23 protein-coding genes are annotated in these 26,653 nt (G+C 64.1%); 6 read left to right on the top strand and 17 right to left on the bottom strand.

Annotation, left to right across the window (positions count from 1 at the left end; all coding sequences use genetic code 11):
• The 8 genes from WBP07_RS30920 to WBP07_RS30885 all read right to left on the bottom strand — a co-directional run bounded on the left by WBP07_RS30920 (position 1) and on the right by WBP07_RS30885 (position 9,267).
• Positions 1-795: a SapC family protein gene (locus WBP07_RS30920; RefSeq protein WP_395397064.1), complete on the bottom strand. Its 795-nt coding sequence runs from the start codon at positions 793-795 to the stop codon at positions 1-3.
• A 569-nt stretch (positions 796-1,364) separates the two neighbouring features.
• Positions 1,365-3,491 carry a TonB-dependent receptor gene (locus WBP07_RS30915; RefSeq protein ID WP_395397063.1) on the bottom strand — a complete coding sequence of 709 codons (2,127 nt, stop codon included), beginning with the start codon at positions 3,489-3,491 and terminating at the stop codon, positions 1,365-1,367.
• 263 nt (positions 3,492-3,754) lie between these two features.
• Positions 3,755-5,116: a hypothetical protein gene (locus tag WBP07_RS30910; RefSeq protein WP_395397062.1), complete on the bottom strand. Its 1,362-nt coding sequence runs from the start codon at positions 5,114-5,116 to the stop codon at positions 3,755-3,757.
• 25 nt (positions 5,117-5,141) lie between these two features.
• Positions 5,142-5,822: a hypothetical protein gene (locus WBP07_RS30905; RefSeq protein ID WP_395397061.1), complete on the bottom strand. Its 681-nt coding sequence runs from the start codon at positions 5,820-5,822 to the stop codon at positions 5,142-5,144.
• 81 nt (positions 5,823-5,903) lie between these two features.
• The gene (locus WBP07_RS30900; protein ID WP_395397060.1) at positions 5,904-6,620 is read right to left on the bottom strand and encodes a C39 family peptidase; all 717 of its coding nucleotides are present in this window, start codon (positions 6,618-6,620) and stop codon (positions 5,904-5,906) included.
• The gene (locus tag WBP07_RS30895; RefSeq protein ID WP_395397059.1) at positions 6,604-7,050 is read right to left on the bottom strand and encodes a hypothetical protein; all 447 of its coding nucleotides are present in this window, start codon (positions 7,048-7,050) and stop codon (positions 6,604-6,606) included. The genes WBP07_RS30900 and WBP07_RS30895 overlap by 17 nt, the downstream gene beginning before the upstream one ends.
• A 73-nt stretch (positions 7,051-7,123) precedes the next feature.
• The gene (locus WBP07_RS30890; protein WP_395397058.1) at positions 7,124-8,035 is read right to left on the bottom strand and encodes a hypothetical protein; all 912 of its coding nucleotides are present in this window, start codon (positions 8,033-8,035) and stop codon (positions 7,124-7,126) included.
• Between the two features lie 101 nt (positions 8,036-8,136).
• Positions 8,137-9,267 carry a helix-turn-helix transcriptional regulator gene (locus WBP07_RS30885; RefSeq protein ID WP_395397057.1) on the bottom strand — a complete coding sequence of 377 codons (1,131 nt, stop codon included), beginning with the start codon at positions 9,265-9,267 and terminating at the stop codon, positions 8,137-8,139.
• 479 nt (positions 9,268-9,746) lie between these two features.
• Here WBP07_RS30885 and WBP07_RS30880 point away from each other — a divergent pair, with 479 nt between their 5' ends.
• The 4 genes from WBP07_RS30880 to WBP07_RS30865 are packed head-to-tail and all read left to right on the top strand — an operon-like array spanning position 9,747 to position 14,997.
• Positions 9,747-9,926 carry a hypothetical protein gene (locus tag WBP07_RS30880; RefSeq protein WP_395397056.1) on the top strand — a complete coding sequence of 60 codons (180 nt, stop codon included), beginning with the start codon at positions 9,747-9,749 and terminating at the stop codon, positions 9,924-9,926.
• A gap of 55 nt (positions 9,927-9,981) precedes the next feature.
• Positions 9,982-11,910 carry a 1-deoxy-D-xylulose-5-phosphate synthase gene (gene dxs, locus WBP07_RS30875; RefSeq protein ID WP_395397055.1) on the top strand — a complete coding sequence of 643 codons (1,929 nt, stop codon included), beginning with the start codon at positions 9,982-9,984 and terminating at the stop codon, positions 11,908-11,910.
• A gap of 19 nt (positions 11,911-11,929) precedes the next feature.
• Positions 11,930-12,382, top strand: a complete 453-nt coding sequence (locus WBP07_RS30870; RefSeq protein WP_395397054.1) for a DUF2141 domain-containing protein — start codon at positions 11,930-11,932, stop codon at positions 12,380-12,382.
• A gap of 20 nt (positions 12,383-12,402) precedes the next feature.
• Positions 12,403-14,997: an MMPL family transporter gene (locus WBP07_RS30865; protein ID WP_395397053.1), complete on the top strand. Its 2,595-nt coding sequence runs from the start codon at positions 12,403-12,405 to the stop codon at positions 14,995-14,997.
• Here WBP07_RS30865 and WBP07_RS30860 read toward each other — a convergent pair.
• Entirely contained in the window at positions 14,994-16,019 is a 1,026-nt protein-coding gene (locus WBP07_RS30860; protein WP_395397052.1) for a VacJ family lipoprotein, read from the bottom strand. The genes WBP07_RS30865 and WBP07_RS30860 overlap by 4 nt on opposite strands.
• Positions 16,016-16,615, bottom strand: coding sequence for an ABC transporter substrate-binding protein (locus WBP07_RS30855; RefSeq protein WP_395397051.1), 600 nt, complete (start codon positions 16,613-16,615; stop codon positions 16,016-16,018). Before WBP07_RS30855 ends, WBP07_RS30860 begins: the two co-directional genes overlap by 4 nt.
• A 166-nt stretch (positions 16,616-16,781) precedes the next feature.
• On the opposite strand from WBP07_RS30855, the gene ispH reads away from it, so the two are divergent.
• A complete protein-coding gene (gene ispH, locus WBP07_RS30850; protein ID WP_395397050.1) occupies positions 16,782-17,795 on the top strand; it encodes a 4-hydroxy-3-methylbut-2-enyl diphosphate reductase in 1,014 nt (337 codons plus the stop codon).
• A 22-nt stretch (positions 17,796-17,817) separates the two neighbouring features.
• Positions 17,818-18,963 (top strand): adenosyl-hopene transferase HpnH, encoded by a 1,146-nt coding sequence (gene hpnH, locus WBP07_RS30845; protein ID WP_395397049.1) that lies wholly within the window; start codon positions 17,818-17,820, stop codon positions 18,961-18,963.
• 6 nt (positions 18,964-18,969) lie between these two features.
• On the opposite strand, the gene WBP07_RS30840 is transcribed toward hpnH, so the two are convergent.
• The 7 genes from WBP07_RS30840 to hpnA are packed head-to-tail and all read right to left on the bottom strand — an operon-like array spanning position 18,970 to position 26,610.
• Entirely contained in the window at positions 18,970-19,629 is a 660-nt protein-coding gene (locus WBP07_RS30840) for a phosphorylase (RefSeq protein ID WP_395397047.1), read from the bottom strand.
• Positions 19,626-21,563 (bottom strand): squalene--hopene cyclase, encoded by a 1,938-nt coding sequence (gene shc, locus WBP07_RS30835; protein WP_395398286.1) that lies wholly within the window; start codon positions 21,561-21,563, stop codon positions 19,626-19,628. The genes WBP07_RS30840 and shc overlap by 4 nt, the downstream gene beginning before the upstream one ends.
• Entirely contained in the window at positions 21,563-22,822 is a 1,260-nt protein-coding gene (gene hpnE, locus WBP07_RS30830; RefSeq protein ID WP_395397046.1) for a hydroxysqualene dehydroxylase HpnE, read from the bottom strand. The genes shc and hpnE overlap by 1 nt, the downstream gene beginning before the upstream one ends.
• A complete protein-coding gene (gene hpnD / locus WBP07_RS30825; protein ID WP_395397044.1) occupies positions 22,819-23,646 on the bottom strand; it encodes a presqualene diphosphate synthase HpnD in 828 nt (275 codons plus the stop codon). The genes hpnE and hpnD overlap by 4 nt, the downstream gene beginning before the upstream one ends.
• Entirely contained in the window at positions 23,643-24,479 is an 837-nt protein-coding gene (hpnC, locus tag WBP07_RS30820) for a squalene synthase HpnC (protein WP_395397043.1), read from the bottom strand. The genes hpnD and hpnC overlap by 4 nt, the downstream gene beginning before the upstream one ends.
• Positions 24,479-25,609: a glycosyltransferase gene (locus tag WBP07_RS30815; protein WP_395397042.1), complete on the bottom strand. Its 1,131-nt coding sequence runs from the start codon at positions 25,607-25,609 to the stop codon at positions 24,479-24,481. The genes hpnC and WBP07_RS30815 overlap by 1 nt, the downstream gene beginning before the upstream one ends.
• The gene (gene hpnA, locus WBP07_RS30810) at positions 25,606-26,610 is read right to left on the bottom strand and encodes a hopanoid-associated sugar epimerase (protein ID WP_395397041.1); all 1,005 of its coding nucleotides are present in this window, start codon (positions 26,608-26,610) and stop codon (positions 25,606-25,608) included. Before hpnA ends, WBP07_RS30815 begins: the two co-directional genes overlap by 4 nt.
• Between the last annotated feature and the right edge of the window lie 43 nt (positions 26,611-26,653).

Here is a 26,653-nt window from a genome sequence, read left to right as displayed (position 1 = left end):
TCAGGTTGTGCGGGCGACTGCCGCCAGCGCGTCCCACTTAGCCTGCGACGCGATCTGCGCATGGATCGCCGGCAGTGCGCCAGCTTCCCGCAGACGCAGGAATTGATCGGTTGGCAGGGCTTCGAAGCGCGCGCGATCGACGGTGCGATATTCCACCAGCAGGCTCGGCTCCGCAGAACCGGGCGCCGTGTAGTGGACGCGCTTGATTTCGAAGAGGTCCAGCTCTTCCAGCAGCGAGATCAGCACGCGGGTACGCGCCTGTGCGCCTTCGTAGTTCTCGCAGAAACGCAGGGCCTGCTGCGTCAGCTCGGTCGCATCGCCCGCGTCGAAAAGGGCAACGGCACCATCGGCATCCTTGCCGGCGACCCGACCGGAGGCATGGTCCAGACACAGGATCAGACGTTCGCTGCCTTCATCGCGCGCGAAAACGAAGGGATAACGGCGCAGGTAAGCCGGGATATAGGCACCGACCTGGTACTGCCCTTCCGATACGAACAGATTGCGCCCTGCCTCCAGGCCGGTAACGACATAAGGCTGGCGATCGTCGCCGAAGAACAGGATGGGATAGTCCAGCCCGGCGCGTTCGAATTCATCGACGGTCAGCTGAATCATCGGCGCTTCCGCCGCGAAGCCGAAATCGGTCGGAGCCACGAGCACAGCAGCATCGGCATGAGTCGCACTGTGGACCGGACGGGGATCGCGATAGAGCGGCAGGCTGCCGTTGACTTGCGGAACGTTGGTGTCTGCTGCCCCTGTATTGGCGGCCTTGCGGTTCTTCTGCTTCGTTTCGGTCATATGCCCCACCGGAAAATCTTACCCCACTGACCAACGAAGCGGTTTGCTAACCTTCGTTATAAATCAGTACATTACACGCCGGCAGGCCCTACGCGAAGGTTAACGGCCCTGCAAGCGCGTGTTGCGCGAAATCTATCGGCGTATCGTGAAAGTGCCGCAATAAGGACGATTACTTAGCGCTTGAATTGCCCGTGGATAGCGAAGACGTGCGCCTTTGCCGGTCCGATCGGGTATCCACAGAATAACGCATCAAGTAATTCGACAGCCATGTTGCATCTGTACAAAATGACACGCAAATTGCTTGGCATGATAAGCCGCAGGAACTGGAGTTCCTGCCTCTTCATAGGAAGATAATCGGGGCTTCGAGGTCGATATCGCCAAATAATCCAGCAGCAGGCACTCGGATGGGGCATTTTTGAGGGTTAGGGCGGTAATTAACCACGCGACTGACAGGATTGCCGTGCGATTGACGCCCTCCTTACCGCCGTTCGGCTCGCAGGCTGGTCCCGCTGGGGTTGCATGGCTTGAAGGTCCGGCGCCCAGATGGGCGCGGGCGCCGGACATCACCGTCAGAAGTTCAATCGCGCGGTAATGCGCAGGTCACGCCCTGCCAGCGGCGCGTAGTCCTTCAGGAAGGACGCGGCGCGGCGCGCGTTGACGTCAAAGATGTTGTTCGCCGAAAGCGCGAAGCTGAGCGGGCGCGTATCGCCCCAAGGGCGCACGTTGATCTCCGCATTGACCATCGTGTAGCCCGGCGTCCTGGTTTCGAAACCGGAAACGCGGTTCTGCGCCCAGACGTTCTCGACCTCACCCCGCACATCGACCTTCGGCGTCTGCACGCCAAGCCCGCCCAGCACGCGCAGCGGCGGAATGCGCGGCGCAGGGCCGACATTGACGATCTTCGCGTGAACATAGTCGCCCAAAGCATCGGCCACGATCTTGGCCGAACCGATCCTGGCCAAAGTCAGCGATCCCTGGGCCTCAAAACCGTAATAGCGCGCATCGGCCTGACGGAAGGCGTAGACGGGCAGGCCGTCCTCCACTTCGCCGGTCAGGTCTTCGTAGATGAAGTTCGAAAACCAGCTGTGATAGGCCGACGCCTCGAAAGTGTAGTTCTCTCCGCTGCCGCGCAGGATCGCCTCAGCACTCCACGACTTTTCCAGCTTGAAATCGGGATTGCCGAGTTCGTAAGCCTCGGTGCCGGCGTGCGGGCCATTGGCGAAGAGTTCTTCCGCCGCCGGGGCGCGCTCGGTGCGGGAAAGGTTGACGCCGAAGCGCCAGTTTCCGCCCAATCCATAGGAAGCGCCAAGCGATCCCGAGAACGCGTCGAAGCTGCGCGAACCATCGAAGAACTGATCCTGATCGCTGCCGGGACGGGCCTTCAGGTCGCTGTGTTCGTACCGGGCGCCGGCCTCGAACTTCAGCGCGCCGTAATCGAGCTGCTGAAGCGTGAAAAAGCCGATCTGAGAGGTCGAGTTCTTGGGCAGGAACGCCTCGTCCCCCACCACATTGAAGTCACGCGTGAACAGCTGCATGCCGGTAACGCCGCGCCAGGCGCCGTGCTTGGTCTGGGTCAGCTCGAAGCGGCCTTCCATACCCTTGTTGTAGAAGGCGGTGCCGACGTCGCCGTTCTCTTCCAGTTCGAAGTGCTGGTAATCGGCATAGCCGAGGCGCAGCGACACCTTGTCGATCACGCTGCCACCGGCGTCGATTTCGGCACGCGCGTCCAGGCGATCCTGCTGCAGACTGAGGCGCGGCGCCTCCTGTTCCTGACCCGGTTCGGTGGCAAGGCGGATCGGCACACCGTAAAGGCTGTCGTAATGGCTGTAGGACAGGCCAAAGCTGCCGCGATCGCCGATGTAGGCAATGCCGGCGCCAGCCGTCCAGGTCTTGGCGGCGGAGTTCGGCAGCTTGCCCTTCACCGCGGCATTGGCGGCGAAATCGATGGGCTCTTCCTCATCCGGATCGGCGGGAAGCAGGCTGGAGGCGATCGCCTGGTCGCGCAGATCGCGCGTCAGGGCATGGCCGCCGATGCGAATGTCGTCGCTCTTGAGGTAGCTGCCGTCGACATGTGCCACCCAGTTCTTCGACAGCGCCACGTCCAGCGATCCCGCCACCGAGCGTTCATCCGCCGCCGAGCCGTAGCCGGCGATGGCGTCGAGGTGGAAAGGCTTTTCCGGCACCGAAGTGGGAATGCGCTTGTCGATCACGTTGACGACGCCGCCGATTGCCGACGAACCGTAAAGCAGCGACTGGGGGCCGCGCAGCACTTCGATACGATCGGCCAGCAGCGAATTGACGACGACGGCATGGTCGACCGAGGTGTTGGAAACGTCGATCGAGCCGATGCCATCGGTCAGCACGCGCACGCGCTCCCCCTGCAGGCCGCGCAGCACAGGGCGCGAAGCGCTGGGACCAAACGAAGTGGCGGAAACGCCGGGTTCATGCTGGAGCGTTTCACCGATGGACGGGCGCAGCGCCTGGGTCAGTTGCTCACCCTGCACGACCGCCACGCTGGACAGCATGTCTTCGCGCCGGGTGGGAAGCACACCCGTTACGACAATGTCGTTGGACGGCTGGTGGTGGTAGCTGTCCGATCTGTCCGGCGCCGATTGCGACGCGGTTTCCTGGGCCTGGGCTGCAGCCGGGATCAGCATGGCCGCGATCGCGCAGCCGCCGAGAAGTTGTACCCTCATTTCACTCACCTTGATTGTCTTGGGGACGAGACGCCGGCTCATTCCGGCCGGGCGGCCCTCCTAGCGAATGAAGTGATATGTTACAACATTACATTTTAGGATCCGAGCTGCTTTCGACTTTGCAGCCCGGCGCGACCGACGAAAGCCGAGCCAGAACCGTTCAAGGTGATCCGTAAGAAGAAAGGCGGCGTGTTGGGGCCTGCCTTGGCAGCATCGATCGATGCTGCCAGCGTGATCGCGCTATTCCGTCCGGTATCCCGGCCCTATTGGCCGAAGGTGATCGGGATACGGAAGCTGGTCCGCAGATCGGCGGCGTCCTGCGTCACGCCCATTTCCACCGTCCAGTTGACGGTCGTGCGCTGGTTCACGCGATAACTGAGGCCGAACAGGAAACGCCCGATCTGGACATCGCGGGTCTTCGTGGAAAGCGGATCACCGTATGTTTCAATGCCGTTCTGGATCTCGATGGGGCGGATGATGCTCTTCGTCCCGAACAGCCAGTTGTGTGCATAGGCGAAGCTGATCGACGTCCGTTCGTTGAGCGCAAGGCCGACGCCAAGAGTCATGTTCGGTCCCGAACCCGGCGTCACATGGTCGATCTGGGCATCGCTGATCCGCGTATTCACGTTCTTCCCGAAGTTCAGGTTATAGCCCAGCACACCGAATATCGTCGCCGGATCGGACGGCATGATGACCGTGACGCTGGGCTGCACACCCCAGAAGCCAAAGCCCGTCGCCGCCTTTGTCGCATTGCCCAGCGCATCGCGGGGAACGCCGTAGGGATCGGTTCCGGTAGGCGTCACCACCTGGACATTGGCGGTCAGGAACGGCCAGCCATGCGTGCCGTTGTTGATCTGGTAACGGGCCATCAGTTCCACATCGCCAAGGCCCGATGCATGCGCGGAGGTGTTCACCGTGCCCGTGCCCGATTGCGGCGGGTTCTGCACCAACGGCACCAGAACCGCGGTGTCGTCGCGATAGATCCACGGAACCTCGACACCCAGTTCGATGCGGTTGGTCAGCCCATAGCGCACCGTCGCCGCAGCGGTGACAATGTCCTGCCGGCTTTCGTTGATGTCGAACACGCCAACGAGCACGGACTGCGGGATTTCGATGCCGCGGAACACGAACCGGTTGCGGTCGTCGCGGGCATATTCGAAGGTTGGCTCGATCGTAAGGCGGCCCGCCCTTGTCAGGACGCTGCCTTGCGCTGCCAGCACGGCGACTTCCTGCGGGCGGGGGCGCTCGGTCGGCTTCTCGCCCACGCTGGTTATCGCGTCATTGGATTGCGCGCCGGGTTGGGCCGCATCGGATGGCGGAACGGCGGCCAGCGATGCCGCCGTCGGCGCAGCCTGGGCGAACTGCGGCCCGGGAATTCCGGTGCCGCGCATGGCATCCAGCAAGGAGTCCTGAAGCTGGCGAAGCTGCGCTTCCTGCGTATCCAGGACGTGGCGCTGCTGCTCTATCGCGCGGCGCTGGGCGTCTATCTGCTGCTGAAGCTTCTGCAGGTCGGGCACCGGGCGCTTCGCCGCATCTGTTGTGGTGCCATCCGGATCGGCTTGCGCCAGTGCCGGTCGGGGAAGTATCGCGAACAGCACAACCGTGCTTGCCAGGAAGCCCTTCATCAACCCTCCCCACAATCGCGCGGCACTAACGAATGCCGCGCCCCGCCGCATCAAGTGCAATCGTATCGGCATGCAGCATCGCACTACCCGCAAGCAGCGCGGAATTCCGCACGTCTACATTGACGTTTACTACGGTATCGATGGTTCTATCGTTCGCGGTATTTGCAACAATACTACCCGTCAAGCTACCGATCATTTGGCGTAATTCAAGTGAATTCCCGTTCAGAATGACTTGAGAGCCGTTGGCATCCTTGACCAACTGCACGGTACCCGATGGCGTGGATACCGCCGGGCCGTTCGCGGTCAGCGTCACTTGCTGCTGGCCTGCTGCGGGCTGGATCGTCATTGCCGTATCCCCGACTTTGACGACAACCCCGCCACCCGCTGCCGTGCCTGAGGAACTGGATGAGCTGGTGGCACCACTGCCATCGCCCACGAACACGACCGGCGTGCCCGTATCCGTGTTGAGCACGCTGCGCAGCGCCAGCGCGCCGTTCACCAGCGTCTGGATGTCCACGCCGACGACCACATCCATCCCGTTCGGCAACTCGAAGCCGCCGCGCAATTCGTCGAGTTGGGCATCGGTGAGAGTTGCCGACGATCCGAACACGGGGCCCGGCAGGTAAGCGGCCTGCGTAGCGTTCCCGGCGGCGGCACCGTCCAGTCCGCCCTCGAATGGCGGGGGAGGCACCGCGGCGGCGGCCATGCCGGGGCCCGCAGTGGTCGCAAGCAGCAAACCTCCCGCGATCCACCGTTTGCCAGAGCGCCACGATGCCATCGTCCACTCCTACATCACGAACGGATATGGCTGGGCGCGGGTGAGTTCGAGGGCCTGCAGGCTTGCCGGCTCCATCATCAGCGTCGCGCGGCTGCGCGGGACGAGGGCCCACTCTTCCCTGCGGCCAAAGCTGCTCTTGCCGCGCTCCAACCCATCGGCAAGCGCGAAAAGGATGCCGTTCCACATCCCGCTGAACTGCTTCGTATCGATCAGGCGAATTCCCAGCGAGGGGTCGCCGACGAGAACTTTGCCGTTCTCGATGCCCTTCACCACTACGAAATGCTTGTACCCCCGCAGATTGATCAGCGCGATCCCCGGCACGCCCGTCCTCTGGATGTCGTCCAGCGTCACGATGTAGCCGTTCGCCTGGATACCCCGCGCGTTGAGATAGCGCTTCATGTCGAGCAGCGAAAAACCCAGGCGCTTGATCTGGTCGCGATCGCCGTGGTCCCACATGCCGACGAAGATGCTCTGTTCGTTCTGGAGATCGCCGTAATGGTAGCGCAGCAGGGTTGCCAGCGCCGCCGATCCGCAGCTGAAATCGTATTGCTGGCGAACTACCGTGAGAAAGCGGCGTTCCGCCATGCTCTTGACCGGCAGCGCATAATCGCCGGCAGCAAGGCTGAGCGTGGAGCCGGTACGCGGCACCGGCTGGCTGGCGCAGGCCGTCAGCATGGCGCCCGCCGCCAGAAGGAGGCAAGCCGCGCCATTACTGGATCGCGACATTAACATTCATCGCGGAATTGATGGATACGTTGTTGCCGGTGTTGGCGCTGACCAGCGCCAGTCCGTTGAACGCGCCGAACGATCCGCCGTCGAACGAAATCGTCCCCGTCGTCGGATCGCCGTTGATGATGTTGCCGGTAATGGTGCTGGTATTCCTGACGTTTGCCGCCTGCTCGATGACATTCACGTCGGCCATGCCGGTGATGTCGGCCAGTTTGGTCTCCTCGACCACCGCAGCACTGGCGAAGGGCGCGTCGTTTCCGAACTGCGGCTTAGCGTCGCGCGGAGAGGTTTCCTCCGGGGACACGATCGGAGCACTCGGCGATGCCGCCGGGCCCGGCTGAGCGGCCTCGTCAGCGGCGAAGGCAGGCCCAACCTGAAAAATGCCCGAGGCGACGATTCCGGCAAGGAAAATATGAACGCGGGCCAAAGGAGTTCCCCCTTCGTATGGAGTTGCACCGGAGACCGGCCGCCACGCGGGCGGCCGGTTCTTCCTTGCCGGACTATTGGCCCAGGCTGAGCGTGCCGATCGTCGCGCCAACATTGATGCTGGCGTTTTGAGATGCGAAGACGCCGGTATTGACGTTCATCGCGTTCAGGCCGGCAAAGTTGGAGAATGCGCCATTATCGAACGATGCATTCCAGGTCATGACCGGCGATCCACCATTGCCGCCGGAGCCGCCCGCTCCGCCCGCTCCGCCGGTGCCGCCATCGCCGCCACCGCGGCTGCCGGCATTCGCATTGCCGCCACCGCCGCCGCCGCCGCCTGAGCCGCCTTCCGAAGGCTGCCAGAACGTGACTTGACCGCCCGTCACCTCGCCGGCAAGCGACGAATATGTGGTTTGGGTGGTATAGGTGCTGGTCGATGTGCCACCGTTGTTGGCAGAGCCAACGCCGCTGGAATCACTGCCCGCGCCGGTAGCATTCAGGGCGAAACTGGCAGTACCGCCGTTGTTGGCGGACCCAAGCCCACTCGAATCGCTGCTGTTGCTGGAGTCGTGCGAGTCGACCGCCAGGTTGGACGTGCCGCCGTTGTTGGCGGAGTTCGCACCGCTGGAATCGCTGCTGTTGCTTGAATCGTGCGAGTCGGTGGTAATCGCGGAAGTGCCGCCGTTGTTGGCAGAACCAAGCCCACTGGAATCGCTGGCGGCGCCGGTGGCGTTGACGTCAGTGGTTACCGCCGATGTACCGCCATTGTTGGCGGAACCAAGGCCGGACGAGTCGCTCGCGTTCGAATTGTCCGTGGGGGTGCTCGTCGAAGTATTCGTGTTCGTCGAACTGTTCGTGGACGTTGCCGTGGAACCACGCGTGGCGTCCGCAGCGCTGCCGCCGGCGCCGGCCGTTTGCGCAAGCGCCGGGCTCGCAGCCAGGGCGAATGCACCGACCGATGCAGTCAGTAAAAGGGCATATCTCATGGCTAATCCTCTTGGTTAGGATGGCTGCTGAGAGCCAGTTGACGACACCTTTTCCGCAAGACGCCGTGGCTTGGCGATATAACCCGGAGCGATTGAGCGGCTTAGCCCCAGACAGGTGCATGCCCCGCCCCCAAATGAGTGGAATCCCTACCCCCATTTGAAGGGGGCGCCGCAAACGGCCGGATGTGGACCACGCCGCGAAGGATCATCCGCACCAGATCCGTCTGCCGGTGCGTATCGGTCTTGGCGAAGATCTGCTTCAGATAGGCGCGGGCCGTCTGCGGTTGGATGCGCATGTCCCGCGCCGCCGCCTCGATGGTGAGCCCCCTGACCAGACGCATGACAAGTTCGGTCTCCGACACCGTAAGCCCGTGGGCGCGGCACAGCGCGGTGGCCAGCGGCTTGGCGTCGATGTCCGGATCCAGAACGTAGAGGGCGATCGCCGCCCCGCCATGAACCGGGGCCGCGTCAGACAGTCGCGTCACGACGGCAACGAGCGGCCTCGCATTCGTGCGTTTTATAAGGATCAGCGGCGTTCCATCGCCCTCGGCAGAGCCATGCCGGTCATGGGAAAGGTGCTGGATGGCGGTCTGCAACCGCACCGCATTGTCGAAATCGGTTGCCGTCACCGATTGGCCTGCCCGGCGCAGTCCATTGCCAAGTTCCAGCAATTGCAGCGCGCGGACATTGGCGAAAATGATGTTTCCATCCATGCCGAGAAGGAAAGTGCCGAAATCGAATAGGTCCAGCACGTCGACAAGCGCGCCGGCGCGGCTGCGATGCAGCTTCGCCTCCCAGAACAGCCGGAGATAGGCCTCTACCCAGCCGTAAATACCTTGCGCGGCCAAGGCGCGCATGGCCCACTCATCGGCGTCGAAGCGGCAGACCGAGAGGGCCAGGAACGAAGCCGGGTCCATCGGACATGAAAATGTGATCCTTCGCCCGTTTCGCACCCGATCGGGCAAATGCACGTTCTCGATGTCGAAATGCCCGCAACGCAAGGTGGTGGATTCGGGCCGCCAATCGTCATAGGCGGCGGCCTGCTGGATCGAATGGGCAATCCCATGGGCTAGGCTGTCCGCCATTTGCGATACGGCTATGACCTCCGGATGCTCGCTGTCGACCTTGTGCTGCGTTAAAACCGCCATGGGGTAATCGACATGCCGCGTTACCAGATCGAACAGGCTATCAATCGCCAGTTGGTCCCACTGCGTCGTCGAGGATCGCACCATGGCAAATTTCCTTCCGACTCATTCGGGAAGGAGTAGCTCAGGCACAAGTTGGCACCTTTCGACAATTGCCTTTGCAACAGTCGAATTCGCACAGACAGGCCAAGCCTTCTCCACCCAAATTACGCTTATTTCTTGAAGTCTCGTATTACTTCTTAAGATGATCATCAAGATCACATCATAAGAACTACAACGAATGGAAATATTGACACATTATCACTTATCCTTTCCCGACTCTTAGTAACTCGAATTCGCCGCCGCGGAAAAGTAGTGAAAATCAGTAGGAAGAGTCTCCTGCCACAGAAGTTCAACTTCGTATTAATTACATTTGATTGAGTGACTTACACGGGATTCTCCCCGAATCCCTGCGGCCGCTGCATAACTTGTGCCCCCCGCTTCGCGAAGTCCGATTGCATCATCGCCACTCTGTTCGCCAAATTGGGGCAAACGAGCACGGGCCACGCAAACAGTGCCGGCGGATATTGCAGCGGCAACCCGGCGCTGATGACGATGGCCAGCGGTTGCCGGGTGCCGAAACCTCGCCAGACCTGCGCCCGGCGCACGAAATCGCCGTTCAGAATGGATCCGAAACGGCGGTTCGATGCGGCAACATGGTATTGAACGGCATGATTTTAATGGCATCCATCAACCAGTTGATTTAACCCTTGGGGCCGATCGTGCGCTGCGCAGCCTGAAGTATACAGGGAGCCCAAGCTTATGATGCCCAAGCGGAACCTTCTCGATCAGGTTGTCTGGCCTTCTGACTTGCGCGCCTTGCGGCCGGATCAGCTACCGCAACTGGCCGACGAACTGCGACAGGAAGTTATTTCCGCAGTAGGGACCACCGGGGGGCATCTGGGGTCGGGATTGGGCGTGGTGGAACTGACTACCGCCATCCACTATGTGTTCAATACGCCCGACGACAGGCTGGTGTGGGACGTCGGGCATCAATGCTACCCCCACAAGATCCTGACCGGGCGGCGTGACCGCATCCGCACCTTGCGACAGGGCGGCGGCCTGAGCGGCTTCACCAAGCGGGACGAGAGCCCTTACGATCCTTTCGGCGCGGCGCACAGTTCCACCTCGATCAGCGCGGCGCTGGGCTTCGCGGTCGCCCGGAAGCTGAGCGGGCAGCCGGGCAAGGCCATCGCCGTGATCGGCGATGGATCGATGTCCGCCGGCATGGCCTATGAGGCGATGAACAACGCGCGCGCGGCGGGCAATCGCCTGATCGTCATCCTCAACGACAACGACATGTCGATCGCGCCGCCGGTCGGCGGGCTGTCTGCCTATCTGGCGCGGCTGGTGTCGAGCCGCGAATTCCTTGGCCTGCGCGATATTGCCAGGAAACTGGCACGTAAGCTGCCCCGCCCGCTGATGATCGCCGCGCGCAAGACCGATGCCTTCGCGCGGGGCATGGCTATGGGGGGAACCCTGTTCGACGAACTGGGCTTCTATTATGTCGGCCCGATCGATGGCCACAATCTGGACCAGTTGATCCCGATCCTGGAAAACGTCCGCGATGCGGCGGAAGGGCCATGCCTCGTCCACGTCGTGACGCAGAAGGGCAAGGGTTACGCTCCGGCCGAAGCGGCGGCGGACAAGTATCACGGCGTGCAGAAGTTCGACGTCATCACCGGCGCACAGGCCAAGGCGCCGGCCGGACCGCCCAGCTACACAGGCGTCTTCGCGCAGGCGCTGATGGCCGAGGCGCGGCGTGACGAGACGATCTGCGCGATCACCGCCGCCATGCCTGCCGGCACCGGGCTGGACAAATTCGCCGCCGCCTTTCCCGATCGCACCTTCGACGTCGGCATTGCCGAACAGCATGCGGTGACTTTCGCAGCGGGGCTGGCCGCACAGGGCATGCGCCCCTTCTGCGCAATCTATTCCACCTTCCTGCAACGCGCCTACGATCAGGTGGTGCACGACGTGGCGCTGCAGAACCTGCCGGTCCGTTTCGCGATAGATCGGGCCGGGCTGGTCGGCGCGGATGGATCGACCCATGCGGGCAGTTTCGACATCGCCTACCTCGCCACGCTGCCCAACATGGTGGTGATGGCGGCGGCCGACGAAGCCGAGCTTGTGCACATGGTCCACACCTGCGCCGTCCATGACGACGGCCCGATCGCCGTGCGCTATCCGCGCGGCAACGGCGTGGGCGTGCCTTTGCCCGAAACACCCCTGCGGCTGGAGATCGGCAAGGGCCGGATCATGCGCGAAGGGCGCCACGTTGCCATCCTGTCCTTGGGCACGCGGCTGGAAGAGGCGCTGAAGGCCGCCGATACGCTGGAAGCGAAGGGCCTTTCCACCACTGTGGCCGACTTGCGCTTCGCCAAGCCCCTAGACGAAGCGATGATCCGCAAGCTGCTGGCTACCCACGACGTGGCGGTCACGATCGAGGAAGGCGCGGTAGGCGGCCTGGGCGGACATGTGCTGACGCTGGCCAGCGATCTGGGGCTGGTCGATGCCGGTCTCCGGATTCGTACCATGCGCCTGCCGGACGTGTTCCAGGGGCAGGACAAGCCCGAAAAGCAATATGCCGAAGCTGGACTGGATGCGACGGCAATCGTGGATACGGTGCTTTCCGCGCTGGGGCGGGAGAGCGCGGAATATGGGCGGACGCGTGGGTCGATCAATCCCTAGGTCTGTCACCCCCCGATTGTTGCACCGGCCGGCATGGCTGCTGTGCCTTGCGCCCTGCCTGCTTGCCGCATCCGCGCCGGGCGGCGGCGTGCTGACCATCGATGTCGGCAACGTTCGCATCAGCAAGGGGCGCGTGCATGTGGATGCCTGCCCCGAAAGCCGGTTCCTGAAGGACGATTGCCCCTATTCCGCCGAAGCGCCCGCCACGAAGGGCGTGACCCGCGTGCAGGTCCATTCCCTTCCCGCCGGGCGCTATGCCGTACAGGCGTTCCTCGACGAGAACGGCAACGGCAAGGTGGACCGCGCGCTGTTCGGCATTCCCAAGGAAGGCGTCGGCTTTTCCAACGACGCAAAGATCGCCCTTGGCCCGCCCAAATTTGCCGAAGCGGCATTCGATTTCAACGGCAGCGCCCAAACGATCCACTTCGGCTTGCGCTATTTTCTGGGCGACAAGGGGCCGAGCGGACATTGAGCACGCGGAGATCGAGCACCATGCGCCTTTCGCCCTCCGCGCTCGTCATCGCGAGCATTCGCCGGCCCTGGCTGACCTTGGCACTGGCGGCGATTCTTACTGGATTGGCACTGTTCGTGGCAGCCGATCGTATCGCGATGACCACGGACACGGCTGCGCTGATCTCACCCACGGTCGGTTGGCGGCAGCAGGAACAGCGGATGGAGGCCGCTTTCCCGCAGTTGCGGGACAATATGCTCATCATCGTCGATGGCGAAACGCCCGAACTGGCCGAGGATGCCACTGTGCGGCTTGCGGCCAGCCTCAGCGGCGACAAGACGCATTTCCGCCTGGTCACGCGGCCGGACGGCGGCGATTTCTTCGCGCGGGAAGGCCTGCTGTTCGGATCGGTGGACGATGTACGCAGCGCTACCCAGGCGATGATCGACGCGCAGCCGATGCTGGGGGCCCTCGCCGCCGACCCCAGCCTGCGCGGCGTGACGGTCTCGCTCTCGACCATGCTGGACGGCGTTTCCTCCGGCGACATCCCGCTCAGCCGCATCGATCGGCCGCTCCACGCCCTCAGCACCGCTATCGACGGTTCGCTGGACGGGAAGAACCCGCACTTTTCATGGCAAAGGTTGCTCGCCGGCGAAGGCAAGGGATTGAACCCGCCGACAAGGCGCCTGATCCTGACCCAGCCCGTGCTCGACCATGGCGCGTTGATGCCGGGTGCCGCGGCGAGCGAAGCCGTGACCAAGGCCGCTCAGGCACTCGCGCTGGACGAGGCACATGGCCTGCGCATCAGCCTGACCGGCGAAGTGCCGCTTGCCGATGAGGAGTTTGCGACGCTCCAGGAAAACATCGGGCTGGTCGCGCTGGTAATGCTGGGCGCGATGCTGCTGACGCTCTGGCTCGCCACCCGTTCGGTGCGTCTGGTCGCGGCGATCATGATCACCATCCTTTCCGGCCTTATAGTCACCGGCGCTGTCGGGCTGCTGGCGATCGGGCGGTTCAACCTGATCTCGGTCGCCTTCATACCGCTGTTCGTCGGGTTGGGCGTCGATTTCGGAATCCAGATCTGCGTTCGCTTCAATGCCGACAGGGTTGCCGGGGCCGATCCCGATGCCGCCTTGCGGCAGGCAGCCATGGCGCTGGGCGCGCCGCTCCTGCTGGCGGCAGGCGCCATTTTCCTGGGTTTCGGCGCCTTCCTTCCCACCGCCTATATCGGCATCGCGGAACTGGGCGTGATCGCCGGCCTGGGCATGATCGTGGCACTGCTGTTCAGCCTGACGCTGCTGCCGGCGCTGATCCTGCTACTGCGCCCCGGTAAACCTCGAGGCGATGTCGGCTTCAAGGCCCTCGCCCCGGTGGACCGATTTCTGGAGCGCAAGCGCCGCGCCGTCCTGTGGAGCTTCGGAATCGCCATGACCGCAGGCATTGCGCTGCTGCCTTGGGCCGTGTTCGATTTCAACCCGCTGGACTTGCGCGATCCCCATGCCCCCGCGATGCGCGCACTCAAGGACCTGACCCGCGATCCCGACCGAACGCCCAACGTGATCGATGTGCTGGCCGCCAATCCCGCCGAAGGGCGCAAGTTGGCCCAGCGCCTTTCCGGTCTGCCCGAAGTCGCACACGTCGTCTCGCTCGACAGTTTCGTGCCGGAGCAACAGGATGCCAAGCTGGCGCTGATCCAGGATGCGTCGCTGCTGCTCGACCTGACGATCAACCCGTTCGAAACGGCAGCCCCGCCGAGCGATGCAGAGTTGCGCGAGGCCATCGGTGCCACCGAAATCAAGCTGCGCGAAGCAGCAAAGGCTCACACGGGGCCCGACGGGAACGAGGCCCGCCGACTGGCTGCGTCCCTCCAACGGCTGAACATGGCCTCCGAAGCGCAGCGCACGACGGTGAATACCATGCTCTCCCAGCCGCTCGGCGTGATGCTGGAGCAGATCCGGCAGGCGTTGCAGGCCGCGCCCGTGATGCGCGAGACGCTGCCCCCCGATCTCGTCCGCGACTGGGTGACGCCCGACGGGCAGGTCCGCCTTCAGGTGTTCCCGAGCGGGAATGCCAACGACAATGCGGTCATCCGCCAGTTCCGCAATGCCGTCGCCCAGGTGACCCCGGCGATTTCCGGCCTTCCGGTGGCGACGCAGGCCGCTGCCGGCACGGTTGCCTGGGCTTTCGTGCAGGCAGGCGTGCTCGCGTTCCTGCTGGTCAGCGTGTTGCTGTTCCTGGTCCTGCGCGACCTGAAGGAAGTGGCGTTCACGCTTGCCCCGGTCATCCTCTCCATTTTCCTGACGCTGGGCAGTTGCGTCTTGATCGGCCAACCCATCAACTTCGCCAATATCATCGCGTTTCCGCTACTGTTCGGCGTGGGCGTGGCGTTCCACATCTATTTCGTCATGGCCTGGCGCGGCGGGGCGACCGGGCTGCTTCAATCAAGCCTGGCCCGTGCGGTCATGTTCAGTGCTTTCGCCACCGGCACCGCCTTCGGCAGCCTGTGGCTGTCCCACCATCCCGGCACCGCCAGCATGGGCAAGATCCTGATGATATCGCTGATCTGGACACTGATCTGCGCGCTGATCTTCGAACCCGCGCTGCTTGGTCCGCCCCGCGAGCAGGCCAAGCGCTAGTTCGTTGCAGGATCCTTCATCGGGTCCTGCAATTCCGGCGCATCGGAAGGGGGGCTGGGCGGCGTATCGGATGCCTTGGGCGAACCGGCCGGATCGTCCAACGGCTCATCCAGTTCCGGCGCGGCGTCCACTTTTTTTGCCCTGTGGCGGCCGCGCACCTCTTCGATCTCGGCCGCACGGTTCTGCAGATAGACGGCGCGCAGCGTGGCATAAGGATCTATGGCATCCGCAAACAGCGTCCGCAGTTCGGCATCCGCCTCGGCCCGCATGTCCAACCCGTCCACGACGCCGGTCACGATCTGATACTTCCAGGTCGAGAACGGCTTGCCCACTACCAGAGGCAGAAAGCTACCATCGGCGGTGTCGCCCAGAACATCGCGAAATGTGGTCGGGCCGACGAAAGGCACGAACAGATACGGCCCGGCCTTCACGCCATGAAGTGCCAGCGTGGCGCCGAAGCCGTTCGGCCTGTGCGGCAGCTTGAAGTCCTTGGTCTTCGCAACGTCGATCAGCCCGCCGATCCCCAGCGTGGAATTGATCACGAAGCGCGCGAACGTCTCCGCGGCCTTACCCGGCTTGCCCTGCAGAAGGAAGTTCACGAAGATATAGGGCTCGGTCAGATTGCTCAGCGCGTTTCGTGCGCCGGATCGGACCGGCTTGGGCACCACGGTCTTGTACCCCATGGCGAGCGGCCGCCAGAGCACCTTGTCCATCGCGCGATAGACGCCGAACATGGCACGGTTGAACCCTTCCAGCGGATCCTTGTCGACCTGGACGCTATCGGCGCCGAAATCGTCCAAATCTCCCTCAGCGGCAGGAGCGGCCGGAACCTGATTCGCAGCCTGCGCCGGATCAACAAAGGGAACCACCGGCGGCAAAGGAACCACCACGACCGGCGGAGTCTGCGCAGCGGCCAGCGTCCCGGCGGGGAGCTGACCGACCTCCACCGTAGCATCGTTCGGCAAGGGAAGATCGGCCGGCGACGCAAGCAGCACCGCCGGAACGACCAGTGGAGTGATCAAAATTTCTCGCCCTTTGCCGCAATGGCATCCATGTGGGCGACCAGCGAAGCCGCGCCTCCCTTTTGCAGCACGGAAGCGAAATCGGACCGGCGCGTGGCGATCTGGCTGATCGCATTGCGGTAGAAGACGTCGATGATCTTCCAGTCGCTGCCACTCTGCCGCAACCGATAACTGATGGCGACGGGCGCGTCCTTGGGCACGTTCAGCGTCGTGCGCACGAGTCTGTCCCCGCCGCGTTGCTGAACCTGCGGGTCCGTTGTGAAACTTTCGCCGGACCAACTATCGAAATTTCGGGCATATTGGGAAATCGTCATCCGCCGGAAACTGCGCACCAGCGCGTCCTGATCGGCCGCGCTCAGCTTGGTCCAGCTCGGCCCGACGGCAAGCCGGGTCATCAACGGCAGGTCGAACGCCCGGTCCAGCACCGGCGAGAGCGCGGCCGTTCGCGCCTGCAACGTGCCGCCGCCCTTCATCACCTTGATAAGATTGTCATTAAGTTGCTGAACCGTTACGCGGGCTGGGTCGACAGTCTGGGCGACAACAGCCACGGGGGCGAGCGAGAAAACCAGGCCCAGCGTTAAAATCGGATGGCGCATTCAAGAACTCCGTCACTGGCGGATCGCGATCCCTCTGCACGGACGGTGGTGCACCATCACCCGTCGCGATGGCAAGGACGAGCTGCATCACGCTGCAACTTCCTTTGTTTTATTCTTGTGTTAGCGTATCTTCCCTCGAAGGCATTAAACCAGTATCAATGGGGCAATGCCATTCCCAGTAGGGGAGATATCGGTGGTAACTCCGAATTCCAACCCAGGCGGACCGTTGCAGATTGTGCTCGCCAACCCGCGCGGTTTCTGCGCGGGCGTGACCCGAGCCATCGAAATTGTGGAACGCGCGCTCGAACGTTTCGGCGCGCCGGTCTACGTCCGGCATGAAATCGTCCATAACAAGCACGTCGTCGATCAACTGCGCGGCAAAGGCGCGGTTTTCGTGGACGAACTCTCCGAAATCCCCCCCGGCGCGATGACGATCTTCAGCGCGCACGGCGTTGCGCGATCGGTGGAGGAGGAGGCACGCGAACGCAGCCTTCCAACCATAGACGCCACCTGCCCGCTGGTGACCAAGGTGCACTTCCAGGGCCGCCGCTATGTAAAGGCCGGGCGGACGGTGGTGCTGATCGGCCACCCCGGCCATGCGGAGGTGATCGGCACGATCGGCCAGATCGATGCGCCGATCCACCTCGTTTCAACGCCCGAAGACGTGACGGCGCTGCCTTTCGCGGATGATGAGCCGATCGCCTACATCACCCAGACCACGCTCAGCATCGACGATACGCGCAGCGTGATCGCCGCCCTGCACGAACGTTTCGTCGACGTGGTGGGGCCTGAGGTGAACGATATCTGCTACGCCACGCAGAACCGCCAGACCGCCGTGCGCGAACTGGCCTCGATCAGCGACCTGGTGCTCGTGGTCGGCGCGCGCAACAGTTCCAATTCCATGCGCCTGCGTGAAATCGGGACGGAAATGGGCGTCGAAAGCCACCTGATCGACGATGGCAGCGGTATTGACCCGCAATGGCTGGACAATGTGCGGACGGTGGGCATCACTGCCGGCGCCTCCGCTCCGGACGAACTGGTGGACAGTGTGATTGCCGCGCTCAAGCGGCTGCGCCCGGCCACCGTTTCCGAACTCGACGGGGTGAAGGAAACCATCCAGTTCCGCCTGCCCGCCGCACTGCGCCATGCCGCCCCAGCACAGGTGCCCGCCGCAGAATAGGCCGCCGAATAGGAAGCATCCGATGACCCTCCCCCTGTCTCAGATCGCGCGAATCGGCGCCTATACTCTCAGCCGGCATATCAAGGGCGGAAAATACCCGCTGGTACTGATGCTGGAACCCCTCTTCCGCTGCAATCTGGCCTGCCCCGGCTGCGGCAAGATCGATTACCCCGACTCTATCCTCAACCAGCGCCTCAGCTTCGATCAGTGCATGGAAGCGATCGAGGAATGCGGTGCGCCGGCTGTTTCCATCGCCGGCGGCGAACCCCTGCTGCACCGCGATATGCCGCGAATCGTGCAGGGCTTCATAGAGCGCAAGAAGCTGGTGATCCTGTGCACCAATGCGCTGCTGCTGAAGAAGAAGATCGGCGATTACCAGCCCTCCCCCTTCTTCACATGGTCGATCCATCTCGATGGCGACCGGCAGATGCACGACGAGGCCGTGGATCAGGGCGGTACCTACGACGTGGCGGTGGAGGCCATCCACCTCGCCAAGTCGAAAGGCTTTCGCGTGCAAGTGAACTGCACCGTGTTCGACGGTGCGGACCCGGCGCGACTCGCGGCCTTTTTCGATGAGATGGAGAGGCTGGGCGTCGAGATCACCGTCTCGCCCGGCTATGCCTATGAGCGCGCGGCGGATCAGGACCACTTCCTCAACCGCGAACGCACCAAGCAATTCTTCCGCGACGTGTTCAAGCGGGGCAAGGGCGGCAAGGCCTGGACCTTCACCAACTCACCGCTGTTCCTGGACTTCCTGGCGGGCAACCAGACCTACGAATGCACCCCCTGGTCGATGCCTTTGCGCACCGTCTTCGGCTGGCAAAAGCCCTGTTATCTTCTGGGCGAAGGCTATGTCGACACCTTCAGCGAACTGATGGAAGGTACCGACTGGGACCAATACGGCGTCGGCAAGTACGAGAAGTGCGCCAATTGCATGACCCATTGCGGCTTCGAGGGCACGGCCGCCACCGATGCCATTCGGCATCCGCTGAAGATGTTCGCCGTTGGGCGAAAGGGTGTCCGTACGGAGGGACCGATGGCGCCCGATGTGGACCTTTCGCATCAAAGGCCGGCGGAGGATGTCTATTCCTCCCATGTCGAACGTGAGCTGGCGAAGATCCAGGCCGCCGATCCCTCCGCCGCCCGGCATGTCGCGGGACGCCGCTGACCGAAATCAGGGGGCCTGCAGTGATATCGGTTCGATCCGATCGAACCCCGCGCCAACGAGCTTTTCGAACGCCTGCGACAAGGAGCGGAGCGCCTGATCCGCCTGCCGTCCGGTTCGAATAAGCGCAGGCAACTGCCCAGGTCGCACCGCCAGTGATTGCAATACCGGGCCCAACGCCAACCCGCCGTCCGGCCTCATCCCGACAAGTGCGGCAGGCGGAAGGTCGTCATCAACGCAATCGGCAATGACGCGGATTGCCGCCAAAGGCAGTTGCCTGCGCTCCGCCACGCGGCGGGCAATATGGCTCTCCATGTCGGCAGCAATGGCACCGGTTCGTTCCGCCAGGCCGCGCTTTTCCGCTGCGGTTGCAACAATGGCGTCGCTTCCGAAAATCTTGCCGGAAATGGCCTCCGGCAGGCGCTCCAGCACATGGGCGACAAGCACGGCATCGCCATCGACGATCACATCGCCCGATCGCAAGGCCGGCACCAGCGCGCCGGCAATCCCGCAGGACAGCACCACGCCGGGCCGGGTAGTGGCCAGCACGTCCAGTTCCCGCTCCAGCCGCGTGGCATCGCCGCCGCCGGCAACCACGAAGATATTGCCGCCCGGCCGGTGCAGCAAACGCGCCTCGCGCTTCAGTCCGCAGGCGATCAGCAGGGTCACATGCCGACCGTGACGCGTCGGGCGTTCGATCGCTTGAGATTGCGATAGCGTGCCATGGCCCAGAGCGGGAAATACTTCGGATAACCGTGATAGCGCAGGTAGAATACGCGCGGAAACCCGCCGCCGGTATAGTGCTCCTGCCCCCAGAGGCCGTCTGCCTCCTGATGTTCCGCCAGCCAGGCCGCGCCGCGTTCCACCACTTCGCTATCCACCTCACCCGCCGCCATCAGGCCCAACATCGCCCAGGCCGTTTGCGACGCGGTGGACGCTGCCGGAACGTGGCCCTTGCGATCCAGCGCATAGCTGTCGCAATCCTCGCCCCAACCGCCATCCGCGTTCTGGATCGCCTTGAGCCAGTCGACCGCGCGGGCCACGGCCGGGTCCTGTCCATCCAGCTCGGCCGCATTGAAGGCGCAAAGCACGGACCAGGTGCCGTAGATATAGTTCACCCCCCAGCGGCCGAACCAGCTTCCTTCCGCCTCCTGCTCGCGGCGAAGATAGTCGATGGCGGCCGCCATGCGCGGGCTGTCCAACGGCTCGCCCAATTGCGCCAGCATCGACACGCAGCGCGCCGAGACGTCCGCCGTCGGCGGATCGAGCAAGGCGCCATGGTCCGCAAACGGCAGGTTGTTGAGGTAGTCGTAGGCGTTATCGGCATCGAAAGCGCCCCAACCGCCATTCTTCGACTGGAGGCCCACGGTCCATTCCACGCCCCGATCGATCGGCGCGCGATCGGCGACTTGTGCACGGTCCATTGCCATGACCACGACCGCCGTATCGTCCAGATCGGGGTAGTGATCGTTGTTGTACTGGAACGCCCAGCCCCCGGGGAGCACGCCTGGCCGTTCCTCTGCCCAGTCACCAGCAACCTCCAGTATCTGTCGCGGCTTCAGCCAGTCCAGCGCCGCTTCGGCGCGTGCCTCGTTCTCCTTTCCGCCCGCTTCCATCATGGCGTGGCTGGCCAGCGCGGTATCCCACACTGGCGAGACGCAAGGCTGGCAATAGGCTTCGTCCTCATGGATCACGAGCAGGTTTTCGACCGACTGCCGCGCAATGGCGCGGTGCGGGTGATCTTCCGGATAACCCAGCAGGTCGAACATCATCACGCTGTTCGCCATGGCCGGATAGATCGCGCCCAGCCCGTCCTCACCATTCAGGCGCTCCGTCACCCAGGCGACACATGTATCGATGCTCCGTTGGCGCAACCTGGACGGCCAGAAGCCGTCAGCCAACTTCAGGACACGGTCGAGCGTATTGAACCCCAAGGTCCACAGCCACTTGGGATCGGCCGCCTGCGTGCGCCGCCGCGCCGCCATGCCCGTGTAGAGTTCGTCGACCTTGATCCCCTTGGCATTGCGCGCCAGCGGCTTGCGCGCGCAGAGCACCAGCAGAGGCACCACCACTGTCCGCGCCCAGTAGGACATCTTGGACAAGTGGATGGGAAACCAGCGCGGCAGCAGGATCACTTCGGGCGGCAGATCGGGCACGGCCGACCACGGGCCGGCCCCGAACAAGGCAAGCTGGATGCGCGTGAAGACGTTCGCCGCCTCCGCCCCGCCCGCGCTCAATATGGCGCTTCGGGCACGCAGCAAGTGCGGCGCATCGATGGAATCGCCGATCATCTTCAGCGCGTAGTAGGCCTTGATGCTGGCGCTTACATCGAAGGCACCGGCGTGGAACAAGCCCCAGCCATGATGATCGGCGGACTGGATTCGGCGCAGATAGCGGCCGATCTTCGCTTCCAGCACGCTGTCGACCGGCTCCCCCAGATAATGCCGCAGCAGCACGTATTCGGCAGGGATCGTGCAGTCCGCCTCCAGTTCGAACACCCAGTGACCATCCGGTTGCTGCGCCGCTGCAAGGGCCGCCGCCGCACGGTCGATCGCGGTATCGATTGCCGTCAGTGTCGGCGTGGATGCGGCACTTGTGGCCATCATGCTCCCCTGATCCGTTCAGTGGCAAGGCGCGCGGCCGTTTCTCCGGACCGGATGGCACCCTCTATCGTCGCGGGCAGACCCGTCTGCGTCCAGTCACCAGCCAGAAACAGGTTGCGCAGCATCGTCCGCGGCCCCGGTCGACGGGCATCCTGTGCAGGTGTGGCGGCGAAAGTCGCGCGCTTTTCCTTGACGACCTGCCATCGCGGAAGCGGCGCGGAAAAGCCGTAGGCATCCTGGATATCGTTCCAGAAACGCCGGGCCAAGACTTCGCGATCCATATCCGCCAAGTCATCGGCGGCCGAAACCGTCACCGAAATGCGATCGGCAAAGGCGAACAACCACTGAGCCGCTCCGCCAAGCACGCCCAGCATCGCCGGCGCACCGGCGGGCGGTGCCACGGCAAAATGCGCGTTGACGATGGCATGAAACCTGTCGGGCACGGTCAGTCCCGGCATGAGCGCCGCCGCGACCGTGGGTGGAACGGCGAGCACGATCGCCTCATCCTCCGCCACCGCTTCAGGCCCCTGCCCCCAATCCAGCGCCGCCACTCGGTCTCCGGCAATCTCCATTGCCTTCAGCCGCCGGCCCATCGCCACCGCCATGCCGCGCGCGGACAGCCAGTCGAGCGCGGGATCGATGAACGCTGCTGCCAGACCGGGATGGGCAATGCGCGGAAGGCTCGCGCGCCCGCCGCGCAGCAGCGATTCCCGCAGCACGGCAGCCGTCAATCGTGCCGATCCCTGCGCCGGGGGCGTGTTCAGGATGGCAAGCAGCACGGGATCGATCAGCCGCGACCACAAGGCTCCCCGGGGCGCCATTCGCTCGCCCACAGTTTCCCCTGCCTTGCCTGAGATCAACCGTCGAAGCGCAAAATAATCCGTCGCGCGCGTGCCCGGCACTCGCCGGTCGCGGACGAGCACCCACCAGGGCACCGCGCGATCATTGATACGCACCGTCCATCGATCACCGTTGCCGAGATCGACGAAGGGGAAATCGGCATGGTCCGGCCCGGCCAGAGGCTCACGCGCGCCGATGCTCTCGCGAAAGCGGCGCACCGCGTGATTACCGGCAAGCACCAGATGATTGCCGTTGTCGATGGTGAGGCCGATCTGCGGATCGTGATAGGAACGGCAGCGCCCGCCAGCCTGCGCGGCGGCTTCCATCACCCGGACGTTGAGGCCCGCCTCGGTCAGGCGCACGGCAGCCGACAGCCCCGCCAGCCCCGCCCCGACGACGATAGCGCGGCCTGCCTTCACCCGGTCACCAACAATCGCGCTACGGTGAGGATCAGGCGCACCTTGTTGGTCCGCACCCTCTTGCGCGGCGGCGCCCAGCCGGCCCGGCACATCTGCTGCAGCAGCCGCGCGTAGGCGCTTTCCATCAGCCGGGGAGCGAGCAGCAGACCACGCGGGCGAGAGGCCAGCAGGCGGCTCGCCTCCTCGAAATGACGCTGCGCCCGCCCCGCCAGCCAGCGCCCGGCCGGATCCATGCCGGGATGGGCAGCCACCTGCTGCGCCGTAGAAGGAACGATGCCCGCCGCCGCCAGCGCTTCGATCGGGATATAGACGCGGCCGATCATGGCATCCTCGTCGATATCGCGCAGGATATTGGTGAGTTGCAGAGCCCGGCCAAGATGGTGGGCGAGGTCCAACCCGGGTTCGCGCTCCATTCCGAATATGCGCACGGACAGCCGCCCCACGGCGGAGGCCACGCGGTCGCAATAGAGGTCCAGCTCCGCTTCGGCGGGCCAGCAGATGTCGCGCTCCACGTCCATCGCCATGCCGTCGATCACCGCTTCGAAGTCGCGGCGATCCAGGTCGAAACGCTCGACACCGGAACGCAGAAAGTTCGCCTGCCCCGCATCGCGCCCGGCATAGAGCGCGTCGATGTCGCGGCGCCACCGATCGAGCTGCCCGGCCCGCGATGCGCGATCGCCCTGCTGATCGTCAGCAATGTCGTCCACGATCCGGCAGAAGTCGTAGACGGCGAAGATCGCGCTGCGCTCCACCTTGGGTAGCACGCGCATGCCGGCGTAGAAGGAACTGCGCGAGGCGCCGCTGGCGACGATGGCCTCGCTCATACCGGCCACCGCAGCAACACGGGAAGCGCTGCCCCGGCAGCAAGGAAAAGCGCTTCCGCCTTGCCGTGGTGAACCCGCTCGCTCAGCGGATCGCGCTGCTCCAACCGGTGTGTCAGGCTGCGGGCGAGGCGATGGATCACGGCAACTTCCGCCGCCAGCCGCCGGTCGCGGATGCGGGCGGAAAAGGCTTCCGACTGATCGAGCAGATCGCGCGTTCGACGCGCCAGCCCGGCAATGATCGCGCGCAGTGCCGCACTCGCCCGGTCACCTTTCAGTTCGGCGATGTCCAGCCCGGTATCCAGCGGAATGTAGACCCGATCGAGCATGCGATAGTCCTTGCCACAGTCCTGAAGGTGATTGACGATCTGCAACGCCGCGCAGAGCGCGTCATTCGCCGGCCAGAGCGCCCTATCCTCTCCATGCACGTCGAGGACGAAGCGCCCTACGGGCATTGCCGAAAGACGGCAGTAGCCGATCAGATCGTCCCAATCGGCATAGCGCGTCACGGTGACGTCGCGGACGAAGGCATCCAGCAGGTCATGCGCGTGGACAGGATCGATGCCGTGCGCCGCCATGGCATCGCGCAGCGCCATCGCCTCCGCAGCGCCCGCTCCATCAAGGCCGCTACGCATCCGGGCAAGCAGGGCCAGCTTTTCCTCTGCCGAGGCGGAAGGATGGTCGGCAATGTCGTCCGCCGCGCGGGCGAAGCGATAGAAGGCCATGATCGGCGGCCGGTAGTCCGCCTTGATGAGCAGGCTGGCGACGGGAAAATTCTCGTCCCGGTGCCCTTTGCCCGAGGCCAGGCGCTGCGATGTGGTTACGGCCGCGTCCATCAGCTTTCCGCCCCTGCTTGAGCCCGTCCCTTCCACATGCCGCCGCGCCCCTGTGTGTGCTGCCAGGCCGACAGCAGGGTGCAGCCCGCATAGAACGCGGCAATGGCCGGCAGCGCCAGTCCCCACAGGGGATTACGGCGATAGAACCGCAATATCGGCTGGAAGGACAGCGCCATCGCCATCCACGCGATCAGCCCGGCCCAGCGCGTCACGCCCTGTCCGAACAGGGCTAGAAGAGGCGGCGCGCCATAGACCAGCAGCATGCCGGCCAGCGTTGCCGCCAGAACCCATGGCGAATAGCGAAGCTGCGCATAGGCGGAGCGCGAGATCATCGCCGCGACCGAGGCGAAATCGTCATAGGGCCGTATGCTGACGGATCGATCGGTCAGGCCCAACCAGACCGGCCCCTGCCGCTTGAGCAGCGCGCCCAGTGAGCAATCGTCGATCAAGGCTCCCCTGATCGCGGCGATGCCGCCCGCGCGTTCAAGGGCCGTCCTCCGCGCCAGCATGCAGCCGCCCGCCGCCGCGCCAAGGCTGCCCGGCCGGTTCACCCGCCCAAAGGGATAGAGCATCTGGAAAAAGAACACGAAGGCGGGCACCAACATCCGCTCCGCCCAAGTTTCGCAGCGCAATCGGGCCATCAGGCTGACCAGCGAAAGGCCCTTTGCCTCCCCACGAGCCACCAGCGTGCGCAGCGTATCGGGGGCGTGGGCGATATCGGCATCGGTCAGCCACAGCCACTCCGGCTCGGTGCCGGCGCGCCCTATGCCCTGCTCCATCGCCCAGAGCTTGCCCGTCCAACCGTGGGGCAGCGGCTTGCCGGTCAACACCTCTACCCGCTCCGATCCCAGCGAACGGGCGATGGCGCCCGTGCCGTCGCTGCTGGAATCGTCCGCCAGCAGGATGCGGAAGCGGCCCGGATAGTCCTGCGCGATCAGGCTGCCGATGGAGCGCGCGATCACGTCCGCCTCATCGCGGGCGGGCACGACAGCGGTCACGTCCGGCCAGTTCGCGGGGAAAGGCGGCAGGTCATGATCGTCCCGCTCGCGCGCCATCCAGAAGCCATCCCGCCCCACGATCAGGCCAAGCCAGATGGCCAGTACGGCCAGCCCGATTCCTTCCGCGATCACTGGATCGTTCCCCGCTGGCGGAACCAGTCCACCGCATCGCCGATCGCCTGACGCCAGGGCCGCGCGACATAGCCTAGCTCAAGCTCCGCCTTGGCCGAACTGAAGAACATCCGATGCCGCGCCATGCGCAGCGAATCCATCGTAAGAAAGGGATCGCTGCCACCGGACAGGCGCGTGAACCCCTCGTTGATCCAGGCCAGCGGCATCAGCGGCCCGCGCGGCAGGCGCACACGGGGCGGGTTGCGGCCCACTTTGGCTGCAATCTCACCCAGCATGTCGCCCAGCATCACGTCCTGCCCGCCAAGGATGTAGCGTTCCCCGACCTTGCCCTTCTCCATCGCCAGCACGTGCCCTTCGGCAACATCGTCGACATGGGCAAGGTTCAGTCCGGAATCGATATAGGCAGGCATCTTGCCGCGCGCGGCCTCTACGATGATCCGGCCCGTTGGCGTGGGCTTCACGTCGCGCGGGCCGATGGGGGTGGAAGGCTGGACGATCACGGCGGGCAATCCCTGCTCCGCCACCATCCGTTCCACCAGCCGTTCGGCCACGACCTTGCTGCGCTTGTACGCGCCGATCGCTTCCGATGGCCCCGCCGCTGCGCGTTCGTCCACCGCACCGGAATCGGACGGCTTCAGCGTGGCGACGCTGCTGGTGTAGACGATGCGCCGCACGCCCGCCTTCAGCGCCGCCTCCATCACGCATCGGGTGCCCGACTCGTTGTTGCGGACGATTTCTTCCGGATCGCGCGCCCACAGGCGATAGTCTGCGGCGACATGGAACAGCGTATCGACGCCCTGCATGGCAGCATCCATGGCAGCGGCATCGCGCAGATCGCCTTCGACCAGATCGCCGGGAAAATCCACGAGGTTTACTGGGGAACTGCCTGAACGAACCAGCCCGCGCAGCCTGTAACCACGGCCGCCCAGCGCCCGGGCGACAGCCGAACCCACAAAACCCGAAACGCCGGTAATGAGGATCAATCGATTGGATTCAGGCATTTCTGACCGAACATCCGAATGGTTGCCGACAGACTGTGCTATT

Source organism: Novosphingobium oxfordense, assembly GCF_044029435.1.
GTDB lineage: Bacteria > Pseudomonadota > Alphaproteobacteria > Sphingomonadales > Sphingomonadaceae > Novosphingobium.
This window is presented reverse-complemented; position numbering and strand designations above follow the sequence as displayed.

What these genes read in the sequence shown, in the direction of transcription:
- WBP07_RS30920 (WP_395397064.1), bottom strand. Translation starts at nt 795, where the DNA reads ATGACCGAAACGAAGCAGAAGAACCGCAAGGCCGCCAATACAGGGGCA.
- WBP07_RS30915 (WP_395397063.1), bottom strand. Translation starts at nt 3,491, where the DNA reads ATGAGGGTACAACTTCTCGGCGGCTGCGCGATCGCGGCCATGCTGATC.
- WBP07_RS30910 (WP_395397062.1), bottom strand. Translation starts at nt 5,116, where the DNA reads ATGAAGGGCTTCCTGGCAAGCACGGTTGTGCTGTTCGCGATACTTCCC.
- WBP07_RS30905 (WP_395397061.1), bottom strand. Translation starts at nt 5,822, where the DNA reads ATGGCCGCCGCCGCGGTGCCTCCCCCGCCATTCGAGGGCGGACTGGAC.
- WBP07_RS30900 (WP_395397060.1), bottom strand. Translation starts at nt 6,620, where the DNA reads ATGTCGCGATCCAGTAATGGCGCGGCTTGCCTCCTTCTGGCGGCGGGC.
- WBP07_RS30890 (WP_395397058.1), bottom strand. Translation starts at nt 8,035, where the DNA reads ATGAGATATGCCCTTTTACTGACTGCATCGGTCGGTGCATTCGCCCTG.
- WBP07_RS30885 (WP_395397057.1), bottom strand. Translation starts at nt 9,267, where the DNA reads ATGGTGCGATCCTCGACGACGCAGTGGGACCAACTGGCGATTGATAGC.
- dxs (WP_395397055.1), top strand. Translation starts at nt 9,982, where the DNA reads ATGATGCCCAAGCGGAACCTTCTCGATCAGGTTGTCTGGCCTTCTGAC.
- WBP07_RS30865 (WP_395397053.1), top strand. Translation starts at nt 12,403, where the DNA reads ATGCGCCTTTCGCCCTCCGCGCTCGTCATCGCGAGCATTCGCCGGCCC.
- WBP07_RS30855 (WP_395397051.1), bottom strand. Translation starts at nt 16,615, where the DNA reads ATGCGCCATCCGATTTTAACGCTGGGCCTGGTTTTCTCGCTCGCCCCC.
- ispH (WP_395397050.1), top strand. Translation starts at nt 16,782, where the DNA reads ATGCCATTCCCAGTAGGGGAGATATCGGTGGTAACTCCGAATTCCAAC.
- hpnH (WP_395397049.1), top strand. Translation starts at nt 17,818, where the DNA reads ATGACCCTCCCCCTGTCTCAGATCGCGCGAATCGGCGCCTATACTCTC.
- shc (WP_395398286.1), bottom strand. Translation starts at nt 21,563, where the DNA reads ATGGCCACAAGTGCCGCATCCACGCCGACACTGACGGCAATCGATACC.
- hpnD (WP_395397044.1), bottom strand. Translation starts at nt 23,646, where the DNA reads ATGAGCGAGGCCATCGTCGCCAGCGGCGCCTCGCGCAGTTCCTTCTAC.
- hpnC (WP_395397043.1), bottom strand. Translation starts at nt 24,479, where the DNA reads ATGGACGCGGCCGTAACCACATCGCAGCGCCTGGCCTCGGGCAAAGGG.
- hpnA (WP_395397041.1), bottom strand. Translation starts at nt 26,610, where the DNA reads ATGCCTGAATCCAATCGATTGATCCTCATTACCGGCGTTTCGGGTTTT.